This window comes from Nocardioides sp. P4_G4 (assembly GCF_056401085.1).
The window spans coordinates 1-11,709 of the sequence record NZ_JBFUKA010000109.1 but is presented as its reverse complement, the minus strand read 5'-3'; the positions used below and the strand labels follow the sequence as shown (position 1 = coordinate 11,709).

13 protein-coding genes are annotated in these 11,709 nt (G+C 71.6%); 11 read left to right on the top strand and 2 right to left on the bottom strand.

Translation table 11 applies throughout. From position 1 onward, the window contains the following. Positions 1–288, bottom strand: a 288-nt coding sequence (locus tag AC1DQF_RS19390) for a GntT/GntP/DsdX family permease (RefSeq protein ID WP_477526867.1), incomplete at its 3' end; no start/stop codon positions are given. A 352-nt stretch (positions 289–640) separates the two neighbouring features. Between AC1DQF_RS19390 and AC1DQF_RS19385 the strand changes: the two genes are divergently transcribed. The 11 genes from AC1DQF_RS19385 to der all read left to right on the top strand — a co-directional run bounded on the left by AC1DQF_RS19385 (position 641) and on the right by der (position 11,042). Then, positions 641–1,615: a ParA family protein gene (locus tag AC1DQF_RS19385; RefSeq protein ID WP_477526869.1), complete on the top strand. Its 975-nt coding sequence runs from the start codon at positions 641–643 to the stop codon at positions 1,613–1,615. After that, positions 1,600–1,950: a hypothetical protein gene (locus AC1DQF_RS19380; protein WP_477526866.1), complete on the top strand. Its 351-nt coding sequence runs from the start codon at positions 1,600–1,602 to the stop codon at positions 1,948–1,950. The genes AC1DQF_RS19385 and AC1DQF_RS19380 overlap by 16 nt, the downstream gene beginning before the upstream one ends. Continuing rightward, positions 1,947–2,840, top strand: coding sequence for a segregation and condensation protein A (locus AC1DQF_RS19375; protein WP_477526865.1), 894 nt, complete (start codon positions 1,947–1,949; stop codon positions 2,838–2,840). Before AC1DQF_RS19380 ends, AC1DQF_RS19375 begins: the two co-directional genes overlap by 4 nt. A 74-nt stretch (positions 2,841–2,914) precedes the next feature. Continuing rightward, on the top strand, positions 2,915–3,553 hold the full coding sequence (gene scpB, locus AC1DQF_RS19370) for an SMC-Scp complex subunit ScpB (RefSeq protein ID WP_477526868.1): 639 nt from the start codon (positions 2,915–2,917) through the stop codon (positions 3,551–3,553). Further along, positions 3,550–4,350 carry a pseudouridine synthase gene (locus tag AC1DQF_RS19365; protein ID WP_477526864.1) on the top strand — a complete coding sequence of 267 codons (801 nt, stop codon included), beginning with the start codon at positions 3,550–3,552 and terminating at the stop codon, positions 4,348–4,350. The genes scpB and AC1DQF_RS19365 overlap by 4 nt, the downstream gene beginning before the upstream one ends. A gap of 52 nt (positions 4,351–4,402) precedes the next feature. Next, positions 4,403–4,855: a Fur family transcriptional regulator gene (locus tag AC1DQF_RS19360; RefSeq protein WP_477526863.1), complete on the top strand. Its 453-nt coding sequence runs from the start codon at positions 4,403–4,405 to the stop codon at positions 4,853–4,855. Between the two features lie 37 nt (positions 4,856–4,892). Next, positions 4,893–7,166, top strand: coding sequence for a catalase/peroxidase HPI (gene katG, locus AC1DQF_RS19355; protein WP_477526862.1), 2,274 nt, complete (start codon positions 4,893–4,895; stop codon positions 7,164–7,166). 97 nt (positions 7,167–7,263) lie between these two features. Then, a complete protein-coding gene (gene aroH / locus AC1DQF_RS19350) occupies positions 7,264–7,650 on the top strand; it encodes a chorismate mutase (protein ID WP_477526861.1) in 387 nt (128 codons plus the stop codon). Beyond that, complete coding sequence (locus tag AC1DQF_RS19345) at positions 7,640–8,713, top strand: prephenate dehydrogenase (protein ID WP_477526860.1); 1,074 nt, start codon at positions 7,640–7,642, stop codon at positions 8,711–8,713. The genes aroH and AC1DQF_RS19345 overlap by 11 nt, the downstream gene beginning before the upstream one ends. Before the next feature lie 9 nt (positions 8,714–8,722). Further along, positions 8,723–9,412 (top strand): (d)CMP kinase, encoded by a 690-nt coding sequence (cmk, locus tag AC1DQF_RS19340; protein ID WP_477526859.1) that lies wholly within the window; start codon positions 8,723–8,725, stop codon positions 9,410–9,412. Positions 9,413–9,680: 268 nt separating this feature from the next. Then, on the top strand, positions 9,681–11,042 hold the full coding sequence (der, locus tag AC1DQF_RS19335) for a ribosome biogenesis GTPase Der (RefSeq protein ID WP_477526858.1): 1,362 nt from the start codon (positions 9,681–9,683) through the stop codon (positions 11,040–11,042). A 31-nt stretch (positions 11,043–11,073) separates the two neighbouring features. On the opposite strand, the gene AC1DQF_RS19330 is transcribed toward der, so the two are convergent. Continuing rightward, a partial coding sequence (locus tag AC1DQF_RS19330; RefSeq protein ID WP_477526857.1) for a M23 family metallopeptidase occupies positions 11,074–11,709 on the bottom strand: 636 nt, incomplete at its 5' end.

Sequence of the window (11,709 nt, the reverse complement as noted above, 5' to 3'; positions counted from 1 at the left end):
GGCGAGCACCTGGGCCCCGCCGGTCACCTCGAGGAGGCGCCCCAGCATGACGCCGAAGCCCACGAGCAGGGCCACCGATCCCAGCGTCGTGCCGAAGCCGGTGAGCATCGCCGTCGGCACCAGGGCCAGGGGGATGCCGGCCGCGATGGCGGTCAGCAGGCTCACCAGGACCAGCGCGATGAACGCGTGCAACCGCACCTTCATCACGAGGAACAGCAGCAGCGCGACGGCCGCCGCGGCGATGAGGAGGAGGACGGCGGTGCTGTACGCCGGTTCGAGATTTTCCATCGGATGCTCCGTTGTGAGGGGGGTCACAGGGTCGGCAGCATGGTGCCTGAAAGGTAGTACCTTTGCAACTCCGGGTGTGCACAGGTTTGTGCACAGGTGAGCCGCGCCTGTGCACGGGACCGGGGCCGAGTGCACAGATCCGAGCTGCGGGCTGGGGGTTGTCGGCCACGTGTTGTGGCTGTCCACGGGCGGGCCTAGAGTCGCCCGGAACTCTCGGGAAGATGTCGCCGTGTCGACAAAGTCCAGCAAGGTCCCGCGTGGTCCAATCGGTACGAGTCGACAAGAGGAGATGTCCATGAGTGGTGGCGGTTTCGCAGGTCTCCCGGGCCGGTCCGGCAGCAGTGCGTCGGAGATGCCCCCACTAGTGCGAGCTCCCGTTCCAGCACCTTCCCCCGAGGACAGTCATCCCGTGAGCGACCCCCTTCCCTTCCCGAGCCCCGAGGCACGTCCCGCGACCGTCACCGGCGCCGGACCCGAGAGCGTGGTGCCGCTGGGGCCCACCGGGCGGCCGATGCCGTCGTTCCCCGAGCCGCGGCCGGTCAGTGGACCGACCCGGGCCCGCGTGGTCGCGATGTGCAACCAGAAGGGTGGCGTCGGCAAGACCACGACGACCATCAACCTCGGTGCGTCGCTCGCGGAGTACGGCCGCAAGGTGCTGCTGGTCGACTTCGACCCACAGGGGTCCCTGTCGGTGGGCCTGGGCCTCAACCCGCACGAGATGGACCTGACGATCTACAACCTGCTCATGCAGCGCGACGTGACGCTCGACGACGTCGTGGTCCCCTCCGGCGTGCCGGGCATGGACCTGCTGCCCTCCAACATCGACCTCTCGGCCGCGGAGGTCCAGCTGGTCCACGAGGTCGCCCGCGAGCAGACCCTCCAGCGGGTCATCGCCCCGGCGCTCGAGCAGTACGACGTCATCCTCATCGACTGCCAGCCCTCGCTGGGCCTGCTGACGGTCAACGCCCTCACCGCCTCCGACGGGGTCATCGTCCCGCTCGAGTGCGAGTACTTCGCCCTGCGCGGCGTGGCCCTGCTCAAGCAGACCATCGACAAGGTGCGCGAGCGGCTCAACCCACGCCTCGAGGTCGACGGCGTCCTCGGCACCATGTTCGACGGCCGCACCCTGCACAGCCGCGAGGTCATGGACCGCCTGGTGCAGGCGTGGGGCGACACGGTCTTCCACACGGTCATCCGACGCACGGTGAAGTTCTCGGACTCGACGGTCGCCGGCGAGCCGATCACGTCGTACGCCTCGTCGTCGGCCGGTGCCGACTCCTACCGCCAGCTCGCCAAGGAGGTGCTCGGCCGGTGGCCCGCCGAGTGAGCCTGCCGGCGGCCGACGACCTCTTCCGTCCCACCTCTCCGGAGGGCGACGGCGGCGAGCCGCAGCGCGCCGTCCGTGCCGTGAGCGACCAGCCCGAGCCGGACTCCTCGCCGCGACGGCCCAGCGGTCGTGTGCGTCACGACGAGAAGATGACCGTCTACGTCACCTCCGACGAGTTGCTCGACATCGAGCACACCCGGCTGGCGCTTCGTCGTGCCCACGGGCTCGCCGTCGACCGGGGCCGCGTGGTGCGTGAGGCGCTGGCCCTCGTGCTGGCCGACTTCGAGGCCCAGGGCGCCGACAGCGCGCTCGTGCGACGGCTGACCGAGGAGTGAGCACGACCGCCGCGACCCCCGAGGTGACCGGTGGCGAGGCGGCGCCTGCGTTCGCGGTCCGGCTCGACAACTTCGAGGGCCCCTTCGACCTCCTGCTGTCGCTGATCGCCAAGCACAAGCTCGACATCACCGAGGTAGCCCTCTCCAAGGTCACCGACGAGTTCATCGGCTTCGTCAAGGCCGGGGGCAAGGTCTGGGACCTCGAGCAGACCACGTCCTTCCTGCTCGTCGCGGCCACCCTGCTCGACCTCAAGACGGCCCGGCTGCTGCCCCAGGGAGACGTCGAGGACGAGGAGGACCTCGCGCTGCTCGAGGCACGCGACCTGCTCTTCGCCCGGCTCATGCAGTACCGCGCGTTCAAGCTGGTGGCCGGGGTGCTCGAGGAGCGCCTCGCCGCCGAGTCGACGCGCCACCCCCGCGAGGTGGGGCTCGAGGACCGCTTCGCGACGCTCCTGCCCGAGGTGCTCATCGGGATCGGGCTGGACGCCTTCGCCCGGCTCGCCGCCAGGACGATGGAGCCCAAGCCCGTCCTCGAGGTGTCCCTCCAGCACATCCACGCCGCCCGGGTGAGCGTCCGCGAGCAGGCGGCGCTGGTGGTCGACCGGCTCCGGCGCAGTGGCACGATGACCTTCCGGGCGCTGTGCGGGGACTCACCCGACAAGCTCACCACCGTGGCCCGCTTCCTCTCGCTGCTCGAGCTGTTCCGTGAGGGGGTCGTGGGCTTCGACCAGGTGACCCCGCTCGGCGAGCTGACCGTCCGGTGGACGGGCGGCGAGGACGGCGAGGTGGAGATCACCGACGAGTTCGACGGTGCCGAGGACGAGGGCACCGACACACCAGGCAACGACACACCAGGCACCGACGAGAACGACCCGCAGGAGACGCCGTGACCGACACCGACCCGTCGCCGGAGACGCTCGACGTCGCCGTGGCGGCGCTGCACCCGTCCCTCGAGGCGATCCTGATGGTGGCCGACCAGCCGCTCGACAAGGTGCAGCTCGCCTCGGTGGTGGGACACCCGGTCGCCGACGTCGAGGCGGCCCTCGACGAGCTCGCCGCGGCGTACACCGAGCAGGGCCGGGGCTTCGAGCTGCGCAACGTGGCCGGTGGCTGGCGCTACTACACCCGCGAGGAGTACGCCGCCGTGGTGGAGGGCTTCGTGCTCGAGGGCCAGCAGGCCCGTCTGACCCAGGCTGCGCTGGAGACCCTCTCGGTGGTCGCCTACAAGCAGCCGGTGTCGCGGGCCCGGGTCTCGGCGATCCGCGGCGTCAACGTCGACGGCGTGATGCGCACCCTGCTCACCCGCGGGCTCGTGGAGGAGGCCGGCCAGGACGGCGAGACGGGCGCCAACCTCTATCGCACGACCACCTACTTCCTCGAGCGGATCGGCATCACCTCGATCGACGAGCTGCCCGAGCTCGCGCCCTACCTGCCCGACATGGACGACCTCGAGGACGAGCTGGCCAGCGTCGCCGGCACCACTCCCCAGCCCGCTCCCGAGCCCGAGCCCGCTCCCCAGCCGGCACCCGACCACACTCACCACCCGCACTCGCCGCACAGCGGTGACGGCACCGAGCCCGACGGGGGCACCGAACCCGCATGAAGCCGCACGACGAGAAGGACACCCACCCCGCATCGCAGCGGCCCGACACCGATGAGGACGGGCTGATCCGGCTGCAGAAGCTGCTCGCCCAGTCCGGTGTCGCCAGCCGGCGCAAGTGCGAGGAGCTGATGCTCGAGGGCGCGGTCGAGGTCGACGGCGAGGTYGTCACGCGGCTCGGGACCAAGGTGGACCCGCGCACCGCCGTGATCCGGGTCGAGGGACGCCGGCTGCCCCCGATCTCTCCGCACGTCTACCTGGTGCTCAACAAGCCGCGAGGCGTGGTCTCGACGATGTCCGATCCCGAGGGTCGACGCTCCATCGGCGACCTCGTGGCCGACCGTCCGGAGCGCCTCTTCCACGTGGGTCGCCTCGACACCGACACCTCGGGCCTGCTGATCCTCACCAACGACGGTGACTTCGCCCAGCGCCTCGCGCACCCGTCGTACGAGATCGAGAAGACGTACGTCGCGGAGGTCGAGGGCCAGCTCCATCGCGGGATCATCAAGCAGCTGCTCGCCGGCGTCACGCTCGACGACGGGCCCGTGGCGGTCTCGCGCGCCCGCGTCGTGGAGGGCAGCCACGGCCGCACCTCCCGTGATCGCACCATCGTCGAGCTCGTCATCCACGAGGGACGCAACCGGATCGTGCGCCGCCTGCTCGAGCACGTCGGGCACCCGGTGACCAGGTTGACCCGCACCTCGATCGGGCCGATCGACCTGGGCACCCTGCAGCTGGGGGAGATGCGCGAACTGAGCCTCACGGAGCTGGGCGTGCTGATGGACAGCGCCGACCTGTAGCCGCCCGCGCGTCAATCTTGACTCGATCAAGATTGATGGCAAGACTGCAGGCATGGACGTCGTACCGGACCTCCGCGAGGCACCCGCGCCGGACCTTCGCGCAGCGCTCAAGGGTGCCGACCTGAGAGTCACCAGGCCCCGCCTCGCGGTCCTCGGCGTGGTCCACTCGCACCCGCACGCCGGCACGGAGACGATCATCCGTGAGGCCCGCAGATCCCTGCCGGACGTCTCGCACCAAGCGGTGTACGACGTGCTGCGGGCCCTGACCGATGCCGGCCTCCTGCGGCGCATCCAGCCCGCCGGCTCGCTGGCCCGCTACGAGGCGAGGGTCGGGGACAACCACCACCACGTCGTGTGCCGCACCTGCGGTGCCATCGCCGACATCGACTGCGCCGTCGGCGACGCCCCCTGCCTCACCGCCTCGCACGACCACGGCTTCGAGGTCGACGAGGCGGAGGTCGTCTACTGGGGCACCTGCCCCGCCTGCGCGACCTCCCGCACCTGAACCAGTGACCAGTGACCAGCCCTCCGGAAGGAACCAGATGAGCGACAACCAGGACAGCGCACCCACGAGCCCGCAGGGGGTCGACGAGAAGGCGGCTGCCGGCTGCCCGGTCGCCCACGACTCGGTGACCGCGCAGGGCAGCGAGAGCGAGAACCCCGCGATCGACTCCCCGACGCCGAAGACGGGGGGACGCCCCCACACGCTCAAGGACTGGTGGCCCAACTCCCTCGACCTGTCGGTGCTGCACGCGCACTCCTCGAAGGGCAACCCCCTGGGTGAGGACTTCCGCTACGACCGCGAGGTCGCGAACCTCGACGTCGAGGCCCTCAAGCGGGACATCACCGAGGTGCTCACCACCTCGCAGGACTGGTGGCCGGCCGACTTCGGTCACTACGGCGGCCTGATGATCCGGATGAGCTGGCACTCCGCCGGCACCTACCGCATCTACGACGGCCGCGGCGGCGCCGGGGACGGCGGCCAGCGCTTCGCACCGCTCAACAGCTGGCCCGACAACGCCAACCTCGACAAGGCCCGTCGTCTGCTGTGGCCGGTCAAGCAGAAGTACGGACAGTCGATCTCGTGGGCCGACCTGCTGGTCCTGACCGGCAACGTGGCCCTGGAGTCGATGGGCTTCGAGACCTTCGGCTTCGGCTTCGGACGCGAGGACGTCTGGGAGCCCGAGGAGATCTTCTGGGGTCCCGAGGACACCTGGCTCGGCGACGAGCGCTACAGCGGTGAGCGCGAGCTCTCGGAGTCCCTCGGCGCGGTCCAGATGGGACTCATCTACGTCAACCCCGAGGGCCCCAACGGCAACCCGGACCCGATGGCCTCCGCACGGGACATCCGCGAGACCTTCGCCCGGATGGCGATGGACGACGAGGAGACGGTGGCCCTGATCGCGGGCGGCCACACCTTCGGCAAGACCCACGGCGCCGGGGACGCCGACCTCGTCGGCCCCGAGCCGGAGGGCGCTCCCCTGGAGGAGCAGGGCCTGGGCTGGACGAGCTCCTTCGGCTCCGGCAAGGGCGCCGACACCATCACCAGTGGCCTCGAGGTCACCTGGACCGACAAGCCCACCCAGTGGAGCAACCGCTACTTCGAGATCCTCTTCGGCTATGAGTGGGAGCTCTCCGAGAGCCCCGCCGGCGCCAAGCAGTGGGTGGCCAAGGACGCCGAGGACATCATCCCCGGCCCCACGCCGGACTCGCCGAAGCGCAAGCCCACCATGCTCACCAGCGACCTCGCCCTGCGCGTCGACCCGGCGTACGAGAAGATCTCGCGGCGCTTCCTGGACAACCCCGAGGAGTTCCGGCTCGCCTTCGCCAAGGCCTGGTACAAGCTGCTGCACCGCGACATGGGACCGGTCAGCCGCTTCCTGGGCCCGTGGGTCGCCGAGCCCCAGCTGTGGCAGGACCCGGTCCCGGCCGTGGACCACGAGCTCGTCTCCGACGCGGACGTCGCCACGCTCAAGACCGCCGTGCTGGACTCCGGGCTGACCACCGCCCAGCTGGTCTCGACGGCGTGGGCCTCGGCGGCGACCTTCCGCTCCACCGACAAGCGCGGCGGCGCCAACGGCGCCCGCCTCCGCCTCGAGCCCCAGCGCGGCTGGGAGGTCAACCAGCCCCAGCAGCTCGCGACCGTCCTCGAGACCCTCGAAGGCGTCCGGCGCGACTTCAACGCGACCGGCGGCGCGCAGGTGTCGCTGGCTGACCTGATCGTCCTGGCCGGATCGGCCGCGGTCGAGAAGGCGGCCCGCGACGCGGGCGTCGAGGTGACCGTGCCCTTCCACGCGGGTCGCACCGACGCGACGCAGGAGCAGACCGACGTCGACTCCTTCCGGGTGCTCGAGCCGCGCGCCGACGGCTTCCGCAACTACCTGCGCCCCGGCGAGAAGACGCAGCCCGAGGTCCTGCTCGTGGACCGGGCCTACATGCTCGGCCTCACGGCCCCGCAGATGACGGTCCTCGTCGGCGGCCTGCGCTCGCTGGGCGCCAACGTGGGTGGGACGACGCACGGCGTCCTCACCGACCGGCCCGGCGTGCTCACCACCGACTTCTTCGCCAACCTGCTCTCGCCCGGCACCCGCTGGCGCGCGTCGGAGTCGGAGGAGAACGTCTTCGAGATCCGCGACCTGGCCACCGACGAGGTCAGGTGGACCGCCTCCGCGGTGGACCTGATCTTCGGCTCCAACTCGCAGCTGCGGGCGCTGGCGGAGGTCTACGCGAGTGAGGCCGCCCAGGAGAAGTTCGTCCACGACTTCGTGTCCGCATGGGTCAAGGTCATGGAGCTGGACCGCTTCGACCTGCGCTGATCGTGGCGTTCGGCCCCCGGACCGGTGAGACACGCTGCGGGGGCCGACGTCGTCCTCGTTAGCCTTGCCGGGTTGACCGACGAGGAAGGGCGAGGACATGGCCGTGCGTGCCGTGCGAGGGGCGACGCAGCTCGACGAGGACACCCGCGAGCACATGCTCGACCGGGTGGCCGAGATGGTGCTCGACGTGATGTCGTCCAACGACCTCGAGGTCGACGACTTCATCTCGGTGATCTTCACCGCCACCAGCGACCTGGTCAGCGAGTTCCCGGCGTACGCCGCCCGACGGCTCGGCTTCGGCGAGGTGCCCCTGATCTGTGCCCGCGAGCTCGAGATCGCCGGGTCCATGCCGCGGGTGGTGCGGATGATGGCGCACGTGGAGACCGACCTGACCCGCAGCGAGGTCACGCACGTGTACCTGCACGGTGCCGCCCACCTGCGCCGCGACCTGACCAAGACCCGCGACGTCCCCGATGAGCAGTGAGCTGACCGGACCGGTCGAGGTCGTCGGCGCCGGCCTGCTCGGCACCTCGATCGCCCTGGCCTGCAGCCGGGCGGGGATCGAGGTGCTGCTCACCGACGTGGCCCCCGAGAACGTCCGCACCGCCACCGGGCTGGGTGCAGGTCGGGCACGTCGTCCCGAGGACCGGCCGCAGCTCGTCGTGGTGGCCGTGCCGCCCGACCACCTCGCCGACGCGATCGTCGCGGCCCTCACCGCCGGGGACGCCGTCGTCACCGACGTCGGGTCGGTCAAGGCCGCCCCGCTGGCGGACGTGGCGTCGCGGGTCGACGCCGCAGTGCTGGCACGGTACGTCGGGTCGCACCCGATGGCGGGCAGCGAGCGCTCGGGTCCGCTCGCGGCCAGCGCCGCGCTCTTCGACGGCCGGCCCTGGGCCGTGACCCCGCACGCGACCGCCGACGCCGGCGCGGTGGCCTTGGTCGCCGCGCTGGTGCGGCTGTGCGGGGGAGTGGAGGCACGCCTGGCCCCCGAGGAGCACGACCGGGCCGTGGCGCGCACGTCCCACCTGCCCCACCTGGCGGCCGTCCTCGTGGCCGGCCGTCTGACGGGCGCTCCCCCCGAGCACCTGGCCCTGTCCGGGCAGGGAGTCCGGGACGTCACCCGGGTGGCCGCCAGCGACCCGGTGCTGTGGCAGCAGATCCTGGGCGCCAACTCCGGCGCGGTCACGGCGCTGCTCGGCGAGGTGCGCGAGCAGCTCGACGTGCTCATCGCTGCCGTCCGCGACAGCGACCGCGAGTCGCTGGAGGCGATCCTCGGCGCCGGTGTGGCCGGCACCCGGGCCATCCCCGGCAAGCACGGCGGGCCCTCGCGGCCCATGCGGTCGGTCTTCGTCTCGGTGCCCGACCACCCGGGCGAGCTGGCCCGGCTCTTCGGCGACGCCGGCGAGATCGGGGTCAACGTCGAGGACGTCCACATCGACCACGATCCGGGTCGTCCGGTCGGACTCACCGAGCTGCTCGTCCTGGAGGACGACGCCGAGCACCTCCTGGGTGCTCTGGAATCTCGCGGGTGGACCACTCACCGGTAGTCTCCGCTCGTGAGTTCCCTGCCTGTGAGTCCGCTCGTCGTTGCCATCGACGGCCCGTCCGGCTCCGGCAAGTCCAGCACCTCCCGAGGTGTGGCCGCCCGACTGGGCCTGGCCTACCTCGACACCGGTGCGATGTTCCGGGCCGTCACCTGGTGGATGCTGCGCCACGGAGTCGACGTGCACGACCCGGCCGCCGTCGCGGCCCGCGTGCACGAGCCGGTCATCCGCTCCGGCACCGACCCCCTGGGCCCGACCATTGCGGTCGACGACGCCGACGTGGCGGTGGGCATCCGCTCCGACGAGGTCAACGCCGCCGTCAGCCCCGTGAGCGCCGTCCCCGAGGTGCGGGCCCTGCTCCTGGACCTGCAGCGCGACATCATCGCCGGCAGCCGGGCCGCCGGTGGCATCGTCGTGGAGGGCCGCGACATCGGTTCGGTCGTGGCTCCGGACGCGGAGGTCAAGGTCTACCTGTCCGCCGACCCGGGTGCCCGTGCGGTCCGGCGCGCGGCGGAGGCCGGCGGCGACGTCACTGCCACGCAGGAGTCCCTCCTGGCCCGGGACCGGATCGACTCGGGTCGCGCCACCGCGCCGCTGGTGATGGCCGACGGGGCCGTCCACATCGACACCACGCCGTACACGCTGGACGAGGTCGTCTCCCAGGTTGTGGCGCTGGTGGAGGCGGTCGAGGCGGACGCGTGACCGCCCTGCCCCGACCCGGCCAGGACCATCCTCGCCGGGCCATCCTGCATCAGGCGTGGCGGACCACACAGACACCGTGGCCCCCCACCCGGGAACACACCTCTGCCATCTCCGCGTTGTGGAGGCAGCACCTGCGTGACGAGCCGTCACGCGCGCTCACCCTCACCGGGCGAGCCCTCCCCGGCCCCCTGCCGGCCGGAGACATCGAGGACGACCCCGACACCGGGCTCGTCGCGCACCACCAAGACCAGCAGCACCGAGGAGTGTCATGACCGAGTACGACGACGCCAGCGTCCCCGAGGACCAGGTGACCGGACCCACACCGGTGCTCGCGGTGGTCGGGCGCCCCAACGTCGGCAAGTCGACGCTGGTCAACCGGATCATCGGTCGCCGCGAGGCCGTCGTGGAGGACCGCCCGGGCGTCACCCGTGACCGCGTCTCCTACGACGCGCACTGGAGCGGTCGCGCGTTCACGGTGGTCGACACCGGCGGCTGGGACCCCGACGCCCGCGGTCTGGCCGAGCGCATCAAGGCGCAGGCGGAGGTGGCGGTGTCGCTGGCCGACGCCGTGCTCTTCGTCGTCGACGCGACCGTCGGCATCACCGATGCCGACGAGGCCGTGGTGAAGATCCTGCGCAAGAGCGGCAAGCCGGTCGTGCTGGCCGCCAACAAGACCGACGACCAGCGCACCGAGGCGGAGGCCTTCGGTCTGTGGAACCTCGGCCTGGGTGAGCCCTTCCCGGTGTCGGCCCTGCACGGTCGCGGGTCGGGCGACATGCTCGACGCCATCCTGGAGGCGCTCCCGGAGACGCCCGAGCAGTCCTTCGGCGAGGTGGGCGGCCCCCGTCGCATCGCCATCGTCGGCAAGCCCAACGTCGGCAAGTCGTCCCTGCTGAACCAGCTCGCCGGTGAGGACCGCGTCGTCGTCGACAACGTCGCCGGCACCACGGTCGACCCCGTCGACGAGCTGGTGGAGCTGGGCGACCGCACCTGGCGCTTCATCGACACCGCCGGCATCCGCAAGCGGGTCAAGGAGGCGTCCGGCCACGAGTACTACGCCTCGCTGCGCACCTCGACGGCCATCGACCGGGCCGAGGTCGCCGTGCTGGTCCTCGACGCCGGTCTCACCGTCTCCGAGCAGGACATGCGGATCATCCAGACGATCCGCGACGCCGGTCGCGCCATGATCATCGCGTTCAACAAGTGGGATCTCGTCGACGACGAGCGTCGCTACTACCTCGAGCGCGAGATCGAGCGCGACCTCGTGCAGGTGCAGTGGGCACCGCGCATCAACATCACCGCGCGCACCGGCTGGCACGTCGACCGGCTCGTCCCGGCGCTGGACAAGGCGCTCGAGGGCTGGGAGACGCGGGTGCCCACCGGCGCGCTCAACACCTTCCTCGGGCGACTCGTGGGGGAGCACCCGCACCCCGTGCGCAGCGGCAAGCAGCCCAAGATCCTCTTCGCGACCCAGCCGTCGACATCGCCGCCCACCTTCATCCTGTTCACCAGCGGCAAGCTGGACGCGTCGTACGAGCGGTTCGTCGAGCGCCGACTGCGCGAGCAGTTCGGCTTCGTCGGCACGCCGATCGTCATCCAGCAGCGCCCGCGCGAGAAGCGGAAGCGCTGAGCCATCGGGTGGGAGCGGAAGCGCTGACGCCTCAGGGATTCATCCCGGCCGCCACCAGCCAGGCGTCCGGGTCGACGGCGGCGCCGCCAGCGGGGTGCACCTCGAGGTGGAGGTGCGGCCCGGTGGTGTTGCCGGTGGTCCCGACGAGCCCGATGAGCTCGCCGATCTCGACAACCTGGCCGGGCGACACGAGGGACATCATCTGGTGGCAGTACCAGACGTCCGTGCCGTCCTCGAGCCTGAGGACGGTGCGCAGCCCGTAGGGTCCGGCGTACGCCACCTCGCTGACCGTGGCGTCCGCGAGGGCGACGAGGTCGGTGCCCGACGGGGCCCCGAAGTCGAGCCCCGTGTGGTCCGCCTCCCAGAGCCCACCGGCCGCGCCGAAGCCCGCGGTCAGGTGGTATCCGCCGAGGGGCAGGATCGTCTCCAGCGCCGGGAGGTCGCCGGTGTAGCCCAGCGCGCGGAGCCGGTCGGACCGCACCTGCTCGACGTGGGCGTGCTGCTCGGCGACGGCGAACATCGCGGTGAGTGYGTGCTCGCGCCGGTCCACCTGGCGCTCGAGGGCACGCTCGATCGGGGACGGGACCGGCGCAGCCGCCGTCCCGGGGGCGGCCTCCGGGACGGCGTACGACGGCGCGGTGCCGAGCGGGCCGCGCAGGAGCAGGAG

Bases quoted from the DNA above. Each gene is read 5' to 3' on its own strand.
- AC1DQF_RS19385 (WP_477526869.1), top strand. From the start codon at position 641: ATGCCCCCACTAGTGCGAGCTCCCGTTCCAGCACCTTCCCCCGAGGAC.
- scpB (WP_477526868.1), top strand. From the start codon at position 2,915: ATGGTGGCCGACCAGCCGCTCGACAAGGTGCAGCTCGCCTCGGTGGTG.
- AC1DQF_RS19360 (WP_477526863.1), top strand. From the start codon at position 4,403: ATGGACGTCGTACCGGACCTCCGCGAGGCACCCGCGCCGGACCTTCGC.
- katG (WP_477526862.1), top strand. From the start codon at position 4,893: ATGAGCGACAACCAGGACAGCGCACCCACGAGCCCGCAGGGGGTCGAC.
- aroH (WP_477526861.1), top strand. From the start codon at position 7,264: ATGGCCGTGCGTGCCGTGCGAGGGGCGACGCAGCTCGACGAGGACACC.
- AC1DQF_RS19345 (WP_477526860.1), top strand. From the start codon at position 7,640: ATGAGCAGTGAGCTGACCGGACCGGTCGAGGTCGTCGGCGCCGGCCTG.
- der (WP_477526858.1), top strand. From the start codon at position 9,681: ATGACCGAGTACGACGACGCCAGCGTCCCCGAGGACCAGGTGACCGGA.